At 73.7% G+C, this 20,983-nt stretch carries 13 protein-coding genes; 1 reads left to right on the top strand and 12 read right to left on the bottom strand.

Translation table 11 applies throughout. The features are described from left to right. Positions 1-13 precede the first annotated feature (13 nt). From aztD to ABD254_RS18415, 11 genes are all read right to left on the bottom strand, one after another. Complete coding sequence (gene aztD, locus ABD254_RS18465; RefSeq protein ID WP_344250206.1) at positions 14-1,339, bottom strand: zinc metallochaperone AztD; 1,326 nt, start codon at positions 1,337-1,339, stop codon at positions 14-16. A 220-nt stretch (positions 1,340-1,559) separates the two neighbouring features. Continuing rightward, positions 1,560-4,028 (bottom strand): glycogen/starch/alpha-glucan phosphorylase, encoded by a 2,469-nt coding sequence (locus ABD254_RS18460; protein WP_344250204.1) that lies wholly within the window; start codon positions 4,026-4,028, stop codon positions 1,560-1,562. Between the two features lie 43 nt (positions 4,029-4,071). After that, the gene (locus tag ABD254_RS18455; protein WP_344250202.1) at positions 4,072-7,473 is read right to left on the bottom strand and encodes an ATP-binding protein; all 3,402 of its coding nucleotides are present in this window, start codon (positions 7,471-7,473) and stop codon (positions 4,072-4,074) included. Beyond that, positions 7,470-8,192: a DUF4194 domain-containing protein gene (locus tag ABD254_RS18450; RefSeq protein WP_344250200.1), complete on the bottom strand. Its 723-nt coding sequence runs from the start codon at positions 8,190-8,192 to the stop codon at positions 7,470-7,472. The genes ABD254_RS18455 and ABD254_RS18450 overlap by 4 nt, the downstream gene beginning before the upstream one ends. After that, complete coding sequence (locus ABD254_RS18445; protein WP_344250198.1) at positions 8,189-9,787, bottom strand: DUF3375 domain-containing protein; 1,599 nt, start codon at positions 9,785-9,787, stop codon at positions 8,189-8,191. The genes ABD254_RS18450 and ABD254_RS18445 overlap by 4 nt, the downstream gene beginning before the upstream one ends. Before the next feature lie 29 nt (positions 9,788-9,816). Then, positions 9,817-12,753 carry a leucine--tRNA ligase gene (leuS, locus tag ABD254_RS18440; RefSeq protein ID WP_344250196.1) on the bottom strand — a complete coding sequence of 979 codons (2,937 nt, stop codon included), beginning with the start codon at positions 12,751-12,753 and terminating at the stop codon, positions 9,817-9,819. A 54-nt stretch (positions 12,754-12,807) separates the two neighbouring features. Continuing rightward, positions 12,808-13,455, bottom strand: coding sequence for a vitamin K epoxide reductase family protein (locus ABD254_RS18435; protein ID WP_344250194.1), 648 nt, complete (start codon positions 13,453-13,455; stop codon positions 12,808-12,810). Next, the gene (locus tag ABD254_RS18430) at positions 13,452-14,678 is read right to left on the bottom strand and encodes an MFS transporter (RefSeq protein WP_344250192.1); all 1,227 of its coding nucleotides are present in this window, start codon (positions 14,676-14,678) and stop codon (positions 13,452-13,454) included. The genes ABD254_RS18435 and ABD254_RS18430 overlap by 4 nt, the downstream gene beginning before the upstream one ends. A 73-nt stretch (positions 14,679-14,751) precedes the next feature. Continuing rightward, entirely contained in the window at positions 14,752-15,489 is a 738-nt protein-coding gene (locus ABD254_RS18425) for a metal-dependent transcriptional regulator (RefSeq protein ID WP_425553860.1), read from the bottom strand. Between the two features lie 9 nt (positions 15,490-15,498). Then, positions 15,499-17,286 (bottom strand): metallophosphoesterase, encoded by a 1,788-nt coding sequence (locus tag ABD254_RS18420; RefSeq protein WP_344250191.1) that lies wholly within the window; start codon positions 17,284-17,286, stop codon positions 15,499-15,501. Between the two features lie 70 nt (positions 17,287-17,356). After that, entirely contained in the window at positions 17,357-18,892 is a 1,536-nt protein-coding gene (locus ABD254_RS18415; RefSeq protein WP_344250190.1) for an MFS transporter, read from the bottom strand. Positions 18,893-18,998: 106 nt separating this feature from the next. Between ABD254_RS18415 and ABD254_RS18410 the strand changes: the two genes are divergently transcribed. After that, positions 18,999-19,556, top strand: coding sequence for a TetR/AcrR family transcriptional regulator (locus ABD254_RS18410; RefSeq protein ID WP_344250188.1), 558 nt, complete (start codon positions 18,999-19,001; stop codon positions 19,554-19,556). 9 nt (positions 19,557-19,565) lie between these two features. Here the strand turns inward: ABD254_RS18410 and ku are convergent, their stop codons facing one another. Beyond that, positions 19,566-20,525, bottom strand: a complete 960-nt coding sequence (gene ku, locus ABD254_RS18405) for a non-homologous end joining protein Ku (protein WP_344250186.1) — start codon at positions 20,523-20,525, stop codon at positions 19,566-19,568. Positions 20,526-20,983: the final 458 nt, after the last annotated feature.

Below are 20,983 nucleotides of genomic sequence, written 5' to 3'. Positions count from 1 at the left end.
AGGAGTCTAGTGCTCAGCGGTCGTGGCCGTGATCGTGGCCTGGATCGTGGCCGTCCTCGTGGCCCGCCACGTCGCCGGAGACGCCGGCGAGCTCGTTGGGCACGACGTCCAGCGCGGCCGATCGCCACACCTCGCCGGAGGTGACGTCGACCGCGTGCACCGATCTCCCTGCGGGGTCCGTCACGTAGACCGATCCGTCCAGCGCGAGCACCGCCGGCCGCGGCTGCTGCCAGTCCACCGGCTCGGTCCACGGGTCGAGCACCCGGATCGAGCGCTCGAGCCTCCCGCTCTCCGGGTCGACGACGTGCAGCTTCCCGTCCGTGCCGAGCACGAGCGCCTCGCCGTCGGCGCCGCGGGCCAGCGAGCGGAAGGTGTAGCTCGAGGGCAGGTCCACCAGGCGGAGCTCGCCCGTGCGGGTGTCGATCAGGGACACGCGCGTGGGCTCCTCCAGCTCGGCGTCCGGGTCGACCTTGTAGTCCCCGAGCACCACCGGGGACGCGTCGGAGCCCGCCTGGTTGCCGATGCGCCCGTAGGGGTCGGGGGCCTGGACCTTGGTGATCGCCCCGTCGCGGTAGACCAGCGCGCCGTCCTCGCAGCCGACGACGACGGCCTCGCCGGCTGCCACGGCCTCGCCGTGCACGCCAGGGCACTCGTCGCTCGCGGCGACCTCGTTCCCGTCGCCGTCGAGCACGCGGACGCCGGTGCGCTCGTCCTCGGTGCCCTCCGACACCACGAGCGCGTGGTCCGTCAGCTCGACGGCGACGCCGTGGTGCGGGCTCGGGGTGGCGACCTCGCGGGCGGTCGCGCCGGCCTCGGCCACGCGCGCGGAGTCGAGGACGCGCACCAGGCCCGTCGCGTCGTCGAAGAGCGCCGTACGGCCCTCGTGGACCACGACGTGGCCGGGGTGCTCGGCCGGGTAGGTGACGTCCGTGAGCCGCGGCTCGGCCGTCCAGTAGTGGCGGTGGTTGCCGTGCGGCTCGCCCCACGCGCCGGCGTCGAGCACCCGGAACCCACCGGTGGTGGAGGCGAGCAGGTGCCGGCCGTCACCGGCGGGGTTGAGGCGGGTGAACCCGTCGACGGGAAGGTCGGCGACCTGGTCGAGCGTCTGGGCGTCGAGGACGACGATCCCGCCGTCGTACGTGAGCGCCAGGCGGGCGGTCGGCCCGGCCGCCTCGGTCGGCGCGGGGGTCTCGGCGGGCGCTGTCGTCGGCGATGCCTTAGACGACGGCGAGCCGCCGCTCGCGGCGGTGCCGGAGGCGCACGCGGCGAGCACGGCCGGGACGGCGAGGGCGAGGACGAGGGCGGGCAGCCGTCGGCGGCTGCGGTTCAAGGAGGGCATGGGTCGCTTCCGGCGTCGTGGCGGCCGGCAGGCCGCGGCGTCTGGGGCCAGAACGGCGAATGAGAATCATTCCCGTCTGTGCGACCAGTGAAGCAGATGTGAGAACGGTTCTCAACCGATCGCCACGGCCTCTCCGCGCGGCGCGCACGACGAAGGCCGGCGCACCGCAGGGGTGCACCGGCCTCAGGGCCTCGGGCGAGGTGCCGCCTCTCGGCGTCCGTCACCCGTCCATGGGCGCGGCGTGCCAGATGCGGTCGAGGTAGTCGCGCATCGACCGGTCCGAGGAGAAGAACCCGGAGCGGGCGACGTTGAGCACCGCCGAGCGGCTCCAGGCCTCGGGGTCGGCGTACGCGGCCTCGACGCGCTCCTGCGCGTCGAGGTACGACTGGTAGTCGGCCAGCACCATGAAGCGGTCCTCGGCCAGGAGGTTCGACACCACCGGCTCGAACACCGTGGCGTCGCCGCCCGAGAACGCCCCCGACGCGACGAGGTCGAGGGCCCGGCGCAGGGACGGGCTCTCCTCGTAGTACGACGACGGCCGGTAGCCCGCCTCCGCGACGGCGCTCGCCTCGGGCTCGGTGAGGCCGAAGAGGAAGAAGTTCTCGTCGCCCACCAGCCGGCGGATCTCGACGTTCGCACCGTCGTCGGTGCCGATCGTCAGCGCGCCGTTGAGTGCGAACTTCATGTTGCCCGTGCCCGACGCCTCCTTGCCCGCCAGCGAGATCTGCTCGGACAGGTCGGCCGCCGGGACGAGCGTCTCGGCCACGGTGACGTTGTAGTTCGCGGGGAACGCCACCCGCAGCACCCGGGAGACCTGCGGGTCGGCGTCGACCACGGCGCCCACGTGGTTGATCAGCGCGATGATCTGCTTGGCCATCACGTACCCCGGGGCCGCCTTCGCGCCGAAGACGACGGTGCGCGGGGTGACGAGGTCGGCGCTCAGCTCGCCGGAGGTGATCCGGTCGTAGAGCGTGACGACGTGCAGCAGCTTGAGCAGCTGGCGCTTGTACTCGTGCAGCCGCTTGACCATGACGTCGAGCATCGTGCCGGGGTCGACCTCGATGCCGTCGCGCCGGGCCAGCATCGCCACCAGGCGGTCCTTGTTCGCCGCCTTCACCTCCCGGAAGCGGCGCCGGAACTCCGCGTCGTCCGCGAGGGGCTCCAGCTCACGGAGCCGGTCCAGGTCGGTGACCCACCCGTCCCCGATGGCCTCGGTGATCAGCGCCGACAGGCCCGGGTTGGCGAGCTTGACGAAGCGTCGCGGCGTCACGCCGTTGGTCACGTTGGTGAACTTCTCGGGCCAGAGCGCCGCGAAGTCCGCCAGCACCTTGTCGCGCAGCAGCTGCGAGTGCAGCTCGGCGACCCCGTTGACCTTGGTGCCGCCCACCGTGGCGAGGTACGCCATGCGCACCGCACGCTCGGGGTGCTCCGCGATGATCGACATGCGCCGCACCAGCAGCTCGTCCCCGCCGGAGCTCTCGCGCACCTCGGCGAGGAACTCCTCGTTGATCCGGTAGATGATCTCGAGGTGCCGCGGCAGCAGCCGCCCGACGAGCTCGACCGGCCAGACCTCCAGCGCCTCCGGCAGCAGCGTGTGGCAGGTGTAGGCGAAGCACCGGCGGGTCACGTCCCACGCCTCGGCCCACTCGAAGTCGTGCTCGTCCACGAGGACGCGCATCAGCTCCGGGATCGCGATGACCGGGTGGGTGTCGTTGAGCTGGAAGACGATCCGCTCGGGCAGGCGGTGCAGGTCGAAGCCTGCCGGCAGCAGCTGGTCGATGAAGTCGCGGATCGAGCACGCGACGAAGAAGTACTGCTGCTGCAGGCGCAGCTCCTTGCCCTGCGGCGTCGAGTCCTCCGGGTAGAGCACCTTCGAGATGTTCTCGGCGAACGTCTGGGCGCGGACCGCCTCGGCGTAGTCGCCGTAGTTGAAGATCTTGAGGTCGAAGGCGTGCGTGGCCCGTGAGCTCCACAGCCGCAGCGTGTTGACCCGGCCGTTCTGGTAGCCCGGCACCATGTAGTTGTACGGGACGCCGAGCACCTGCCAGCCAGGCACCCACCGCATGCGCTCGCGCCCGTCGTCGCCGGTGTACTTCTCGGTGTGCCCGCCGAAGCCCACAGTCACCGCGTGCTCGGGGTGCGCGAACTCCCAGGGCGCTCCCCCGGCCAGCCACGTGTCGGCCTCCTCGACCTGCCGACCGTCCGTGAACGTCTGCCGGAAGATGCCGTACTCGTACCGGATGCCGTACCCGATCGCCGGGACGCTCATCGTCGCCAGCGAGTCGACGAAGCATGCGGCCAGGCGCCCGAGACCGCCGTTGCCGAGGCCGGGCTCGACCTCCGCCTCCCGGAGCTCCGCCAGGTCGAGGCCGAGGCTGGCCAGGCCCTCCGTCGCGATCTCCACCAGGTCCGAGGCGATGAGCGCGTTGTCGAGCTGGCGGCCCAGCAGGTACTCCGCCGACAGGTACGCCACGGCCTTGGGCTGGGTGACGATGTGGTCGACCGTGGTCTGCATCCACCGCGCCATGAGGTAGTGCCGCACCGTGCGGGCCAGTGCCAGGTAGGTGTCGTTCACCGTGGCCCGCTCCAGGACCGTGCCCTGGCTGAAGTTCAGCTCGCGCAGGTACTCGCGCACGAACCCCTCGACGGAGTGCTCCGGGCTGGTGATCAGAGGCGTGGTCTCGGTCACGTCACGACAGTACACACGCGCCCCCGGCTCAGCCCGCCAGCCCTCACCGTCCGACGAGCGTCACCAGCCGCGACCTGCCGCTCGCGTCCTTGATGGCCTGCAGCACGACGTCGGCGTGCGGCTCCAGCGCGCTCACCTTGTCCAGCGGCGCGCCGACGACCAGCTGGAAGCCGAGCCCACGCCAGGCCCCGACGGCGCGGCCGGCGAACCGGGCGTCGGCCTTGATGAACGCCTCGTCGAGGAAGACCGGCGCGTACCGGGGACGCTCGGCACCGGCGTCGCCGAGCTGGTAGCGCAGGGCGGCGCCCACGATGAACGCGACGAGCTCCTGCGACTCGCCGCCGGACTTGCCGGCGATGTGGTCGTAGACGCTCACGTGGTTGCCGTCGAGGTCCACGCACTCGGCGCTGATGCGCACGTGGTCGCGCACGTCGACGAGCCGGCGCCGCTCGGGGCTGTCCGGGCGGATCCGGTCGATGAGCCGGACCATCCGGGCGTACCGCCGCTCGTGCTCGGCGAGGGGCACGTCGCCCGCCGGCGTGGTCGCGAGCTCGCGCAGCAGCCGGCGGAACGACGCGACGTCGTTCCCCTCGAGGGGGGTGGCGGTGATGCGCAGCCGGTGGACGTCGTCGCGGAACGGCAGCGTGGCCAGGATCGCGTTGACGGGCTCCATCCGGTCGCGGATCTCGGCGACCGCCTGGGCGATGCCGTTGTTGAGCCGGGTGAGCTGGTCGCCGGACATCTGCCGCAGGTGCACGGACCACTTGTCCCGCAGCCGGTAGAGCTGCTGGTACTCCAGCTCCTCGTAGATCCGCAGGAAGTCGGCGTACGCGGCGTCGGGATCGGCGCTGCGGTTCGGGTCGGGCCAGCTGTCGTCGAAGCGCTCGAAGAGCGTCGCCAGGGCCGCGCGGGCCGCGCGCTCCGCCTCTTCGGCGGCCTGGAGCTCGTGGCTCAGCTCGCGCACGACGGCGGCCACGGCGGTCGTGAGGTCCGCGAGCCCGCTACCCGGCGTGCCGGCCACGCCCGACCATCCGACCTGCGTCATCAGCTCGGTCAGGCGCCGCTCCTGCTCCGCCGTCGGTTCGATCCCCTCGGCGTCGGCCTGCTCGACGGCGTCGGCCACCTGGTCCACCTGGTCGCCGATCTGCTCCCACGACGCGCCGAGCTCGGTCACGCGGTGCTGCGCCGCGGCGCGCTCGCGGTACAGCTCGTCGACGCGCGCCCGCAGCCCGTCCTCGTCCGCCTTGAGCGCGCGCAGGACGTCGGAACCGGCGACGAGCGTCCCGAGCCGCTCACGCCGCTCGGCGAGCCGCGCCTCCGCGCCGCGCACGTCGAGGTCGTCCCACTCGGCGCGCAGCGCCTGGCTGTAGGCGACGAAGTGGTCGGCCTCCCCCTTCTGCCGCAGCCGCGCCCCGGCGAGCGCCTCGGCGGACCGGCGCAGCTCCTGGTGGGCCACGCCGATCTGCTCGGCGAGCTGCTCCAGGCGTCGGTGGTTGCTGAACCCGAGCGCCGACGCGCGGCCCTGCCCGCCGTGGGCGCCGCGCCGGCCCTGTGCCGTCTGCCCGGCGCGGGTGAGCGCCAGGTCGTGCCCGGCCAGCTCCGCCGGGTCGTCGACGCAGACGTAGGCGAACCGCTCGGCGAGCCGCCCGGCGAGCCAGCCGCCGAACGGACCGGCCTTGACCTCCAGGCGCCCGGGCAGCAACGACCGGTCCGCCTCCTCGTGCAGCGGCAGGCCGGTGGTCACGCCCTCGTAGTGCACCCGCACGGGCGAGCGGACGCCGTCGACGGCGGCGCGGAACGCCTCCAGCCGGGTCTCGTCGACGAGCAGCGTGACGGCGAACCCGCCCAGCGCGAGGCCGATCGCGTCCCGCCAGGGCTCGTACTCCCCGCGCACCTCCAGCAGCTCGCCGACGAACGGCACGTCCTCGACCCGCAGGCCCGCGGCCCGGGCGAGCGCCTCGCGCGCCTCGTGCAGCTCGCGCGGCACGTTGCCCCGGCGCGCCTTCAGCGAGGCCTCCTCACGCTCCAGGTCTGCCAGTGCAAGGCCCGCCTCCCGCTCGCGGGCGGCGGCCTCGACGACGGCCTCGGACAGCGCGTCCGTGTGCCGGTCCCGCTCCTCGCGGTACGCCTTCGCGTCGGCGTGCAGCCGCTCCAGCTCGCGCCGGGAGGCGACCTCACGCTCGAGGGGCGCCAGGTGCCCCTCGAGCTCCGCGCGAGCCCGCCGCACCTCGGCGAGACGCTGCTCGGCGGTGCGCACCTCCCGCTCCGCCGCCTCGATCGCGTCGCCGCCGTTGCGCCGCTGGTCGGCCCGCACCTGCTCCAGCTCGGCGTCCGCCGCGGCGAGCCGCTCCTCGGCGACGGCGACGCGCTCGGCCGCGGCCTTGTGCTGCGCCCGGTTCTCGCCCTCGGCGGCACGCAGCAGGTCGAGCTGCGTGCGGTCGCGCCAGGCCGTGAACGGCGTGACGCCGCCGTCGGGCGCGCCCTCCGGGCCGAGCTCGTCGACCCGCCGCCGCGCGGCCGCGGCCGAGTCGATCGCCGCCCGGTGGGTCAGCATGGGGCGCAGCACGTCGACCTGGCGCTGCGCCGTGTCCATCTCGGCGCGCACCTCGCTGAGCTCGTCGAAGTGCTCGACGGCGCGCTCGGCCACCCGGATCGTCTCCGGCTCCTCCAGCACCATCGCCTTGTACAGGGAGTCGACGGTGGTGATCTGCTGGCCGGCCTGGATGCGGCCCAGCAGCTGCATCGCCTTCTCGCCGTCGCCCGCCGCGCCGATGCCGAGCGCCGCGTGCAGTCGGGTCGCGAACGCCTTGTCCGTGTCGAACGCCGTCAGGCCCGCCGCGGTGAGGCCGGACCTGGCGAAGCGCTGGGCCACCAGCGGCTCGAGCTCGCGCAGGGACACGTCGCGGTCGGCGACGGCGCGCACCGCCACCGTCTCGTCGGTGCGGTGGACGCCCCGCGGCACGTACCAGGCGCGAAGCGCGGTGAACCGCTCGCCGGCCTGCGACGACCACGTCATCGCGATCGCCGACCAGGTGTCCGACGTCTCCCCCCGCAGGACGCGGTCCTTCGCCGTCGCCGCCCCGGCTGTGCGCTGCTCGTCGAGCTTGCCTCGCGCGTACGAGACGACGTTGCGCTGCTCCTGCCCCCGCGCCCGACCGCTCGTCGCCGTGTTCGAGGCGCCGTTGAAGGGCGTGGTGTGGCTCATCATGAGCGCGATGTACGCGTCCAGCAGGGTCGACTTGCCGGAGCCGGACGCCCCCGTGAGCAGCGTCGTCGTGCCCGCGAACCGCACCTCGTGGTACCCGTGGTACCCGCCCCAGCTCACCAGCTGCATCGACCGGGCCGTCCACTGCCGCCCGTCCGACGCCGTCGGGATGAGCCCGAACAGCGACTGCTGCATGCGCGGTGCGGCGACCTGCTCCGCCGGGTCGCTCGTGATCGTCATGCCGGGGCCTCCTCGTCCTCGTCGACCGCGTCGGAGGCGTCGTCCGTCTCGTCGTCCGGCTCGTCGTCCGTGGTCCCGACCGGCGCGACCGACGGGTTCCGGAGCCATGCCGTCAGCGCCCGCAGCCGCTCGACCGGCAGCAGGATCTCGACGACGGGCTGCACCCGGAACCGGCCGTCGGCGACCTCGTCGAGCACGTGCTCGCGCACCAGCGCGCCGATGGCGTTGTCGATCTCGCGGCGCCGCGCCGCGAGGTTGGTCTCGCCCGCGGCCAGGAAGCCGAGGGCGTAGTCCACCAGCTCCTCGGCGTCCACGTGGGCGGCCCGCTCCCCCGCGCCCTGCTCCTGCCGGAACCGGTTGCGCGCGAACAGCATGAGCAGCGTCTCGACGCGCTTGTACGGCTCGTCCTTGAGCAGCACGGGGATGCTCAGCCCCGCCTCCCGCACCTGCCGCTTGTACGCGATCTCGTAGTCGCGGTCCACGACCAGCTCGACGAACATGTCGTGGCAGCGCGACGCGAGCACGTTCTGGTGCGCGAGCAGCGCCCGCCATTCCGCGGGGTGAGCCGCGGCCGACAGGTACCGCCGCTGGAGCACCAGCGCCAGCGCCCGGCGCGCGTCGTACGGCAGCACGCCCAGGTCGCCGGCGAACAGTGCCGCGACGTCGTCCTCCATGCCGGCCGGCTCGACGAACGTGCCTCCGGGCGCGACCTCGGTCATGCGGGGGTCTCCCTCTCGTCGGTGGGCCCGTCAGAGGGCTCGTCAGCGGGCTCGTCGGTGGGTCCGTCGCTGCCCGGCATCTCGATCGCCACGGCCGGCAGCACCAGCTCGCGGGTGCTGCCGTCGGCGCGGACGGCGGTGATGCGCCGCAGCCGCGCGGGCGGCACGTCGCCGTCGGCGAGCACGGCCTCGAGCCCCTCGGGGGCCGCGAGCTCGAGGTAGCCGAGCAGCTCCACCGGCCGCCGCAGCTCCGGCGGCGCGGCGGCGAACACCTCGTCGACGGTGGCGCCGCCGCGCTCGCGCAGCACGCGCGCCGCATGAGCGGTCGTCTCGGCGTAGCGCGGGCCGCCCATGCCCAGCAGCCCGCCGAGGAGCGTTCCCGGGTCGGCGCCGGGGTCATGGTCCGCGGGGTCGAGGTCGGCGAGGGCGTCGGGCAGCGTGTCGGGCTCCAGGTCGTGCAGGTGGGCGCGGAACCGCCCCAGGCGGGCGCGCTCCAGCCAGCGCAGCGGCTCCACGCGGGCCGCCCGTCCGGACGTCGGGAACCAGTCGGCCATCGCGGCGGTCGCCTCCCGCAGTGCCGCGTCGAGCTCGCGGTCGCGCAGCGGGTTGTGCACCGTGAGCTGCTGGGTGATGGTCCGCGAGGCACGCGCCTGGGCGTCGAGCACCCCGTCGACCGCGGCCAGGAGCTGGGCGTACAGGGCGCGCACGGACTCGCGCCGCTCGGCCGGGAGGTCGTGGGCGAACGGGTGGGCGAGCACGGCGCGCACCCGCTCGTCGACCTGTCCGAGCAGCCGCGGGTCGCGCAGCAGCTCCATCGCCCCGGCGAACGCGCGGCCCTCGGGGGTCCGCTGCATCAGCGTGTCGGAGGCGTCGAGGTAGGCGCCGAGCACCTCGCCCGTCGGGCGCTCGTCCTGCCGGAGGCTGGTGACGATGCTGCGCTGCAGCTCGGCGATCGACTCCGCCACGCGCGCGAAGTCGGCCGGCAGCTCGCGCACCAGCGCGGCGACGTTGTCGAACTGCTCGACGAGCCGCTCCGCCGGCGCCTGGACCACCGGGCCGCCGGCCTCCAGCCGCGCCAGCTCGGCCTGGGCCGCGGCGATCTCGTCGTGGGCCCGGGCGACCTGCTCCCGCAGCGCGCGCTGCTGGGACTCGCGGTCGGGGCGGGCGTCGCGCGCCAGCCCCTCCAGGGCCACCAGCAGCGTGCGGATGCGCGACTCGCTCACGAGCGCGCGCGCACCCTGCGTCCGGTCCACGAACGCCAGCGCCTCGGCGGCGTGCGAGCTCACCTGGTACTGCTCCGCGCCGTCGTCGTCGAGCGCCCGCACCAACCACCGGCCCGCCACCCAGCGCGAGCACAGCGCCCGGGCGGCGTCGTCGGGCACGTCGTCATGACCTGCGGCCCGCGCCTCGGCGAGCAGGTCGTCGACCTCCACGTGCATCTGCTCCGTGGGCACCGTGGCCCGGCCCGGCGAGAAGATCAGCGACAGCAGCGCGACGACGAGCGGCCCCTCCTTGCGGTGCAGGAGCGCGAGCGCGGGCGTGCCGAAGGCGCCCTGGCTGCGCGCCAGGGCGCCCTCGAGGCGGGAGGCCGCCACCCGGGGTCGCGACAACGGGGTCGACAAGCTCAGACGACGATGTTCACGAGCTTGGGCGCGCGCACGATCACCTTGCGCACGGCCGCGCCGTCGATCGCCCGGACCACGTTCGGCTCGGCGAGCGCGGCGGCCTGCAGGTCGTCGTCCGAGATGGACGGCGGCACCTCGAGCCGACCGCGCACCTTGCCCTTGACCTGCACCACGCAGGTCACCGTGTCCTCGACGAGGTACTGCTCGTCGGCCGTCGGGAACGGCTCGCGCGCCAGGGAGCTCCCGTGCCCGAGCCGCTCCCACAGCTCCTCCGCGATGTGCGGAGCGATCGGCGCGACCATCAGCACCAGCGGCTCGACGGCGGCACGCGGCACCCGGTCCAGGCCGGTGAGGTGGTTGTTGTAGGTGATGAGCTTGGCGATCGCCGTGTTGGGCCGCATGTGCTCCATCTCGACGCGCACGTCGGCGACGGCGCGGTGCAGCGCGCGCAGGGTCGCGACGTCCGGCTCCTCGTCCGTCGCCGTGACGGCTCCGGTCTCCTCGTCGACGACGTTGCGCCACAGCCGCTGCAGGAAGCGCTGCGAGCCGACCACGGCGCGGGTCTCCCACGGCCGCGACAGGTCCAGCGGGCCCATCGACATCTCGTAGACCCGGAAGGTGTCCGCGCCGTACTGCTCGTACATCTCGTCGGGCGTGACGACGTTCCGCAGGGACTTGCCCATCTTGCCGTACTCGCGGTTCACCGCCTTGCCCTGGTACGTGAACCCGGTCTGCTCGTCGCCCTCGACGTCGGCCGCCGGGACGTACGCGCCTCGGTCGTCGGTGTACGCGTACGCCTGGATGTAGCCCTGGTTGAAGAGCGTGCCGAACGGCTCCAGCGACGTCACGTGGCCCAGGTCGAGCAGCACCTTGTGCCAGAACCGCGCGTACAGCAGGTGCAGCACGGCGTGCTCGACGCCGCCTACGTACAGGTCGACGCCGCCCGCCGGGCCCGACGTGGCGTTGTGCCGCGGGCCCATCCAGTACGACTCGAGCTCCGGGTCGACGACGGCCGTGCCCGCTGCCGGGCCGTCCGTGGAGTCGGTCGGGTCGAGGTAGCGCAGGTAGTACCAGCACGACCCGGCCCAGTTGGGCATGGTGTTGGTGTCGCGGCGGTAGGTCTTCGGCCCGTCGCCCAGGTCGAGCGTGACGTTCACCCAGTCGTCGTTGCGACCCAGCGGCGCCTCCGGGGAGGAGTCCTTGTCGTCGGGCTCGAAGGTGCGCGGCGCGTAGTCGGGCACGTCCGGCAGGTCGACGGGCAGCATCGCGGCGGGGACGGCGACCGGGCGGTCGTCGGCGTCCCACACGATCGGGAACGGCTCGCCCCAGTACCGCTGGCGGCTGAACAGCCAGTCGCGCAGCCGGTAGGTGGTGGTGCCCTCGCCGGCACCCTTGGACTCGAGCCAGTCGACGATCTTGGCCTTGGCGTCGGCCACGCCCAGCCCGTCGAGGCTGATCTCGTCGTTGGCGGAGTTGATCGCCCGGCCCTCGCCGCCGAAGGCCCCGGTGAACCCCTCGGGGAAGCCGTCGGCCGGCTCGACCGTGTAGACCACCGGCAGGTCCAGGGCCTCGGCGAAGTCGAAGTCGCGCTGGTCCCCGCCGGGCACGGCCATGATCGCGCCGGTGCCGTACCCCATGAGCACGTAGTCGGCCGTGAATACCGGGACCGCCTGGCCGTTCACGGGGTTGACGGCCAGGTGCCCGGTGAAGACGCCCGTCTTCTTGCCGGCGTCGGCCTGGCGCTCGACGGACGTCTTCGCGGCGGCCTCGCGCCGGTAGGCGGCGACGGCCTCGACGGGGCTCGCGTGCCCGCCGGTCCAGGGCACGCGGGTGCCCTCCGGCCACGCCGCCGGCACCTCGTCGAGCAGCGGGTGCTCCGGCGCGACGACCATGAACGTGGCGCCGAACAGCGTGTCGGGCCGGGTGGTGAAGACCTCGACCTGCTCCCCCGCTCCGGCGGCGTCGTACTCGGCGGTGCCGACGACGTCGAAGCGCACGTTCGCGCCCGTCGAGCGGCCGATCCAGTTGCGCTGCATGGACTTGACCTTCTCGGGCCAGTCGATGAGCTCCAGGTCGTCGGTCAGGCGGTCCGCGTACGCGGTGATGCGCATCTTCCACTGCCGCAGGTTGCGGGTGAAGACGGGGAAGTTGCCGCGCTCGGAGCGCCCGTCGGCCGTGACCTCCTCGTTGGCCAGCACGGTGCCCAGCCCGGGGCACCAGTTCACCGGCGACTCGTCGACGTAGGCCAGGCGCTGCGCGTCGACGACGTCACGGCGGGCGCCGGCGTCCAGGTCGGCCCACGCGACGCCGCCCGGCACCTCCCGCGTGCCGGCGGCGTACTCGGCCTCGAGCTCGCTGATCCGCCGGGCCTTGTTCGCACCCGCGTCGTACCAGGAGTCGAAGATCTGCAGGAAGATCCACTGCGTCCAGCGCACGTACTCGGGGTCGATCGTGGCGAACGTGCGCCGCGAGTCGTGCGCCAGTCCCATGCGCCGCAGCTGGCGCTTCATGGTGACGATGTTCTGCTCGGTCGTGGTGCGCGGGTGCTGCCCCGTCTGCACGGCGTACTGCTCGGCCGGCAGGCCGAAGGCGTCGTAGCCCAGGGCGTGCAGCACGTTGTCGCCGCACATCGAGCGGAAGCGGCCGACGACGTCGGTGGCGATGTAGCCCAGGGGGTGCCCGACGTGCAGGCCCGCCCCCGAGGGGTACGGGAACATGTCCATGATGAAGAACGGCCGGCCGGCGCCGGCGTTCTCGCCGTCGCCGTCCGTGAGCGCACCCTTCGGGTTCGCGGCCCAGAACGTGCCCCGCTCCTCCCACCGGTCCTGCCAGCGCTCCTCGATCTGCTGCGCGAGGGCGGGCGTGTAGCGGTGTGCCGGCTCGTTCTGGACCGGGCTGCCGGCGGCGGAGGGGGCGGAGTTCTCGGGCGTGCTCACCCGCGCGAGTCTACCGGCCGTCGCCCGAGGCCCCGGCAGGTTTTCGGGGGTCGCTCAGACGCCGAAGGAGCGGAACAGCGGGCCGCCCACGGCCAGCAGCAGCCACCCCACGGCGACGACGTACCCGATGATCAGCACGAGGCCCCGGTTGCCCACGACGGCGCGCCGCAGCCCGTCCGACACCCGCAGGTGCCCCTCCTGCACGGCGCGCACGACCTGGAACCACAGCAGCGGCCACATGATGGTCCACACGACCATGCAGGCGGGGCAGAGCTTGACCAGCACGTAGAAGCTCGTCCACATGAGGAAGAACACCAGGAGCTGGCCGAGGACCGACCCCGCAAGCAGGCTCAGCCAGTACCACCGCGGGAGCCGGGCGCCCGTGAGCACCACGACACCCGTGGTGATCACCACGGGGAACGCCGCCAGGCCGAGGAACGGGTTCGGGAACCCGAGCAGCGACCCCTGCCACGAGTCCATCGCGACGCTGCAGGACAGGAAGATGTTGATCGTGCAGCTCGCGACCCGGTCGGGGTCGAGGAAGCTCTCGATCTTCTCGTAGGAGAGCCAGAAGGAGCCGGCGAATCCGATCGCGCCCAGCACGGTCAGCAGCACGCCGAACGTGCGCGCGGACAGCCCGCGGGGGCCGGCCGCCAGGGCGTCGTCGTCGGGGGTCGTCTTGTCGCGCACCGTGGGGCTCACGGCGCGACGGTACCGCACGCCTCCGCCTCAGCCCGGTCATCGCCGGCCGCCGCAGGAGTCTGCGGCACCGCTGCCCGCTGCCGGCCGAACGCCAGCACCATCGCCAGGCCGACGAGCGTCAGCGCGAGACCGACCCACGCGGGCGCCAGGTAGCCCCACCCGGCCGCGATGACGAGCCCGCCGAAGAACGCCCCGCTCGCGTTGCCGAGGTTGAGCGCCGAGTGGCACAGCGCGGCGCCGAGCGACTGCGCCCGCGGCGACAGGTCCATGAGCCGGGTCTGCATCGCCAGCCCCAGCACCTGCGACGTCACGCCCAGGGCGAAGAGCGCCACGACGGCGGGCACGGGCATCGTCCCCACGAGCGCGAACACCACGAGCGAGACCGCCGTCGCGACGAAGCCTCCGATCACGGTGCGCAGCACGTTGCGGTCGACGAGCCGCCCGCCGAGCAGCGTGCCCACGGTCATGCCGACGCCGAACACGGCGAGCACCCACGGCACCGCGCTCTCGGGCATCCCCGTCACCGTCGTGACGGTCGGCGCCACGTAGGTGTAGACGGCGAAGAGCCCGCCGAAGCCGATCGCCCCGGCCGCGAAGGAGATCCACAGCGGGCCGTTGCGCAGCGTGCCCAGCTCCCGGCGCACGCTGGAGTCCACGGGGCCGTGCTCGGGCACGAACCTCCAGACGCCGAGCAGCGTCACGGCGCCCAGCAGCCCGATCACCACGAACGCGACCCGCCACCCCAGCGCCTGACCCACCGCCGTCGACAGGGGCACGCCCACGACGTTCGCGACCGTCAGCCCGGTCATCATCATCGACACGGCGTGCCCGCGACGCCCCGGCCCGGCCACGACCGCGCCGACGGCGGCCCCGACGCCGAAGAACGCGCCGTGCGGCAGCCCGGCGAGGAACCGGCCCGCGACCAGGGTCTCGATCGAGGGCGCCGCCGCGGACAGCACGTTCGCGACGGTGTAGGCGCCCATGAGCCACAGCAGCAGCCGGCGCCGCGACATCCGCGCGGCGGCCACGGTGAGCAGCGGCGCGCCCACGACGCCGCCGACCGCGTACGCGGTGATCGCGTGCCCGGCGACGGGGTCGCTCACGCCCAGGTCCGCGCCGATCTGCGGCAGCAGCCCCATCGTCGCGAACTCGGTGGTGCCGATGGTGAACCCGCCGAGCGCGAGGGCGAGCAGCGCCAGGGTCACGGGGTGGGGTCGTCGCACGCGCAGCCTCTCGAAACGATTCGACGGCGCGGCACGAGAACCGTGCGCACGCCGTCGGGGAACGAGGGGAAGCCTACGCGGGGACCACCCAGATGCGCGACGCGGCCAGCAGCCCGAGGTCGACGGCGACGGGCACCCCGTCGCGCTCCCAGGTCACGCCGACGGTGCCGGCGAACTCCCGGCGCTCGGTGACGGCGAGCGGCAGGTCGAGCGCCAGGCCCAGGCCGGCGAGGTAGCGCAGCGCCTCCGGGTCGGCGTCCGAGATGCGCGCGACGACGCCGCGGCCGCCGGCGTCGAGTTCCACCAGCGGCACGGCGGCCGGGCGCACGACCCGCCCGTCCGGCCGCGGGATGGGATCGCCGTGCGGGTCGCGGTCCGGGTTCCCGAGCCGCGCGGAGATCCGCTCGACGAGCCGGTCGGAGACCGCGTGCTCCAGCACCTCGGCCTCGTCGTGCACCTCGTCCCACGCGTAGCCGAGGTCGCGCACCAACCAGGTCTCGAGCAACCGGTGCCGGCGCACCATCACCAGCGCGTACCGCCGGCCCAGGTCGGTGAGCCACACCCCGCCGTAGGGCTCGTGGCCCAGCAGCCCCTGGGCGGTGAGGCGCCGCACCGTCTCCGAGACGGTCGACGGCCCGACGCCGAGGCGGTCGGCGAGCAGCCCCGTCGTGACCTTCTCGTCGGACCACTCGCGGGCGGACCAGACCGCCTTGAGGTAGTCCTGGGCGACCGGGGTGAGCTCGGCGGGGTCCACGAGCGCGGACGGCGCGGCGTCCGGCGTGGGCTCGGAGGGCGGGGTCTCGGCGGGCACGCGTCGAGCCTACGGTGCGGGCGACGCGTCGGGCCCGTCCTCGTCGTCGCGGGGCGCGACCCCCGAGGACGAGAGCACGTCCTCGGCCGGCGGCTCCACCTCCGGCACGGGCTGCCGGTAGTGCACGGTGGCGTGGCCCGACGGCTCGACCTCGACGAGCTGGGTGTCGACGACCCGCCGGTTCTGCGGGTCGAAGCGCAGGAGCGTCATCTCCGCCGTCCCCCGCAGCGGCCCCACCGTCGGCTGGTTCGGCGCCGCCCCCGCGGTCGACGAGCTGACGTACCGGATGCCCTGGCCCACCTGCTCCGGCCCGGAGCGCCGGTGGGTGTGCCCGGACACCTGGAACGGCACGCAGCCGGACTCCATGGCGTCCAGGCCCACGGGTGGCGTGTGGATCAGGAGCAGGTCGACGGCGCCGTCCTCGCACGCGGCGGCAGCGAGGGCCGCGCCCTGCTCTTCCGGCGTCTGCTCGCGGGCGACGGCGGTGCCCGACCCGACCCGGGTCTCGAGCGCGTCGCGGTCCCCGAGGATCCGCACCCCGGCGACCTCCACCACCTCACCGTCGAGGATCACCTGACCGTGGGCGGCCTCCTGGGCCGAGGTCACCTGCGAGTCGTGGTTGCCGTCCGCCACGACCATCCGGGCGCCGCGCGGCACGGCCGCCGCGAACGCGTCGACGCACGCCTTCTCGACCGACGTGCCGTTTGTCGTCGTGTCGCCGGCGTTGAGGACGATCTCGGCGCCCGACCGTTCCGCGACGGTGCGGATCAGCGGCGCCATCCCCGTGTTGCAGTGCAGGTCGGAGACCACCAGCATCGTCACCGACTCCTCGGGCTCGGCCGACGGGGTCCTCGACGGCGGGGCGGGCGGCGTGCCAGGGTTGCCGTCCGCCGGCCCCGCCTGGTCGGCCTCCGCGGGCGTGCCGTCGCGCACGGCCTGCCCGATCTCAAACGCGTTCCACGAGTCCACGAGGCTCGCGTCGGCGGCCGCGTAGAACGCCTGGTTCTCCTCGTACAGCCCGATGAGCTGCCCGCCGTACGTGTCGATGACGCCGGCGAGCCGGCCGGTGATCCGCGCGCCCTCGAGGGCCGTGCCGGCGAACACGGGCGACGCCGGCACGCCCTGCGACGCCGGGACGACGCCGCCGGAGGCGACGGTGGTCATGACGAGCCCCACCACCGCGACGCCCGCCGTGATCTCCCACGTGCGGGGGCCGAGGACGGCGGCGAGCTCGCGCCGTCGGGTCGCGCCGAGCAGCACGCGGACGGCGAGCCCGACCACAGCGAGCGCCGCCATGGCGAGCAGCGTGCGCCGCAGCGCGTCCACCGCGAGCGCCCACGCGACGCTGCGCACCGCGACGTCCGGGCTCGAGAAGAACTGCAGGTAGCTCTCGAGGTCGGCGCCGAGCGCGTCGAGCGTGCTGGCCGCCGTCACCGCGGACAGGTCGGCGGGGATCTCCTTCACCGTGACGTCCACGCCGAGCCCCAGCGGCAGGGGCGAGTCGATCTCGAGCGTGCCCAGCGGTCCGAGGTCGACGACGACGAGGCCGTCGGTGTCGACGTCGTAGGTCGCCTCGTGCGGGCCGAAGCCGAGCTCCGCGGTGGCGCTCGTGACCCCGAACGCGAGGCAGGCCAGCCCGGCGGCCACGCCCGCCAGCGTCCAGCGCACCCAGCGCGGCGGGGTCCGGCGCCCGCGGGCCGGCGTCCCGCCCGGCTGCCCGGCGCCGGGGTCGACGGCGGGGTCGGTCGCGGGCTCGGTGGCGGGCCGGTCGGGGTGCTCAGGGTGGTGCGCGGTCATCGCCCCCCACCCTGGCGGAACGCGCCGGGCGGCGCCACCTTCGGGCGACGCCGCTCGGGGCCGACCCGGGTTAGGACCGCACGTCGCGCAGCATGGTCAGCGCGATCCCGGCCGCGACGAGCACGGCCACGAGGCCGATCGCCGACGTCACGACGACGCCGCTGCCGAACGCCGCGTGCGCGGAGTCGAGCAGCGCGCCCGCCTGGTCGGCCGGCAGCCCGGCCGCCACGCTCGTCGCACCGCCCAGCGTCTCGGTGGCGGTCACGGCGTCGGCGGCCGGCACGCCGTGCGGCACGACGACCGACGCGGAGTAGGAGGCCGTGAGGATGCCGCCCAGCACGGCCGTGCCGAGCACGGCACCGACCTCGTAGGCGGTCTCGGAGATGGCGGACGCCGCGCCGGCCTTCGCCGCCGGGACGGTCGACACGACGAGGTCGTTCGACACCGTCTCGGCCGACCCCACCCCGAGCGCCAGCACGACGAACGCGAGCCCGATCCACGCGACCTCGCCCCGCCCGGCGGTCAGCGCCGTCACCAGGTACCCGACCGCGGAGAGGCCGAGGCCCGCCGCCACGACGTGCGCGGGCCGCACGCGGCGCACGACCCTGACGACCGAGAGCCCCGCGATCACCATCGCGATCGTCCCGGGCAGCAGGACCAGCCCCGCCTCGACCGGCGACAGCCCGATGACGAGCTGAAGGTCCTGGGAAACGAAGAACAGGAAGCCCACCAGAGCGAAGACGGACAGCAGGTTGACCAGCACGCTGCCGGTGAACGCCGGGACGGCGAAGAGCCGCACGTCGAGCATCGGGTCGGGCCGCCGCAGCTGGCGGCGCACGAACAGCACACCCATCGCCACGCCGCCGGCGATCGCCGCCAGGCCGAGCGCGCCCGCCCCGCCCTTGGCGAGGGTCTTGATCCCGTAGACGACCGGCGTCATGGCCGCCATGACCAGCACGATCGAGACGACGTCGAGCCGCCCGGGCGCGGGGTCGCGGGACTCGGGCACGAAGATCGGCGCGAGCACGAGCAGCAGCGCGAGCACCGGGACGGCGAGCAGGAACACCGAGCCCCACCAGAAGTGCTCGAGCAGGACGCCGCCCACGATCGGCCCGACCGCCGACCCCGCGGCGAAACCGGCCGCCCAGATCGCGATCGCCAGTCGCCGCTCCTCGCGGTCGGTGAAGACGTTGCGCAGCAGCGACAGCGTCGAGGGCATGAGCATGGCGCCGAAGAAGCCGAGGCCGGCGCGCGCGGCGACCAGGGCGCCCGCCGTCGGGGCGAACGCGGCCACCGCGGACACGGCCGCGAAGCCGACCGCGCCGACGAGGAGCAGCCGGCGCCGGCCGACCCGGTCGGCGAACGAGCCCATCGGCACGAGCAGGCCCGCGAGCACCAGGGGGTACACGTCGACGATCCACAGCAGCTGGGTGCCCGACGGCGCGAGCGACTCGGAGATCTGCGGCAGCGCGAAGCTCAGCACCGTGTTGTCGATGGACACGAGCAGCACGGGGAGCATGAGGACGACGAGCGCCGTCCAGCGACGCCAGGCCGGGCCGGGGGTCTCGCCGGGCGCGGGGCGCGTCTGCTCCAGGAGAGAGGTCATGAGGGTTTGCCTTTCGTGCACGCCTGGGCGGTCGGGGCGACGTGGTGACGTCGAACTTCCGCACCGTCCAGCCGGTACAGTAACAGCCCGCCACTAGGCTTGTCACATGCCTCCGCCCCCCGCCGCCCGTGCCAAGGTCCTGCGCGCTTTCGCCGAGCTCCTCGTCGAGTCCGGGGAGCGCGCCGCGACGCTCGAGGCGGTCGCCGACCGGGCCGGGGTCTCCAAGGGCGGGCTGCTCTACCACTTTCCGTCCAAGGACGCCCTCGTCGACGGGGTGCTCGACCATCTGAGTGCGCTCACCAGCGCGGACGTCGAGACGATGCGCGCCGCCCCCGAGGGCGCCGCCGACTACCTGCTGCGCACCTCGACCGTCATCGACGGCGAGTTCGGGGTGGTCTACCTCGCCGTCTCGCGCCTGGCGCAGGGCCCGTACCCGCGCGCCCGCGACGTCCTCGACGAGGCGCAGGCCGCGTGGACGCAGACCGTGCGCGAGGAGCTCGGCGACCCCGTCCTCTCGCGGGCCGTGTCGCTCATGGGTGAGGGCCTGTACGCCCTCGCCTCGTTCGGGGCGACCGGCCTCGGGGACCGTGAGATCGACGACCTGCTCGTCCTGGTGCGCGACGTCGCGGCGGCACGCGCCACGACCGCGCGCCCCCGCGCCTGACTGGGCGCGTCAGCCGGTCTTGCGCCGGGAGGTCCCGGAACCCGTCTTCGCGGCCGGCGCCTTTTTCGCCGGCGCCTTCTTCGCGGGCGCCTTCTTCGCGGGCGCCTTCTTCGCGGGCGCCTTCTTCGCGGGCGCCTTCTTGGCCGGAGCCTTCTTCGCCGCCGGCTTCTCGTCCTCGTCCTTGGCGCCCTTCGACCCCGAGACGCTGCGCCGCAGGGCCTCCATCAGGTCGATGACGTCCGCTTCCTGCTTCTCAGGCTGCTCGCCGAACGTCTCCGACGTGTCCAGCGCCTCCCCCTGCTCGATCTTCGCGTCGATGAGCTGGCGCAGCTGCACCTGGTACTCGTCCTCGTACTCGTCCGGCGTGAAGTCGGCCTCGTAGCTCTCGACGAGCTGGGCCGACATCGCGAGCTCCTTGTCGGACACCGTGACCGAGCCGTCCAGCGACGGGAACGCCGCCTCGCGCACCTCGTCCGCCCACAGGAGCGTCTGCAGCACGAGCACCTCGTCGCGCACCCGCAGGGCCGCGAGCCGCGTCCGCTGGCGCAGCGCGAACTTCACGATCGCGGTGCGGTCGGTCTCCTCCAGGGTGCGGCGCAGCAGCACGTAGGCCTTGGGGCTCTTGGAGTCGGGCTCGAGGTAGTAGGTGCGGTCGAGCATGATCGGGTCGATCTGGTCGCTCGGCACGAACTCGACGACCTCGACCTCCCTGTTCGCCTCCGCCGGCAGCGCGCCGAAGTCCTCCTTGGTGAGCACCACCGTGCGCTCGCCGTCGTCGTACGCGCGGTCGATGTCCTGGTAGGCCACCTCCTCGCCGTCCAGCTCGCACACCCGCCGGTAGCGGATCCGCCCGCCGTCCTTGTCGTGCACCTGGTGCAGGGGCACGTCGTGGTCCTCGGTCGCGCTGTACAGCTTGACGGGCACGTTGACGAGCCCGAACGTCACGGCACCCTTCCAGATGGCCCTCATACGTCCATGGTCACGCGACCTGCGACGACGCGCCAGCGCCGGCGATCTCCCGCCGGAAGCTCTGAACCGGCGGCGGATATGAACAAGGGTTCTGACGGCGTGTCAGAGCGCTCCAAGGCGGGAACACGGAGCGCACCAGAAGCGGTGGCGGTCTCAACCCGCCGTCGATTCTGGAGCCTGGTACGTCTTGCGCCGAGGCCGAGGTGGGCGATACGTTCCCCGCCATTCGTGAGTGAGTCGGTAGCCCCTTCTGGCACGCAGGTCCCGCGACCGGAGAACCAAGGTCGGCGCCGGTCCTCGTTGACGTCCCGCGGCACGCGGCCGCGGTGAACCCTGACCCGTTCCTCACCGCGGCGTCGATGACGCCTCCCCGTCACGCAGGAGATTCATGTACGACCAGCTCGCCGTCATCAACACCCGGCCACCCCTCTACGCCACCCTGACGACCCCAGAGCTGT

Source organism: Isoptericola hypogeus, from assembly GCF_039531145.1.
Taxonomy (GTDB): domain Bacteria; phylum Actinomycetota; class Actinomycetes; order Actinomycetales; family Cellulomonadaceae; genus Isoptericola; species Isoptericola hypogeus.
This window is presented reverse-complemented; position numbering and strand designations above follow the sequence as displayed.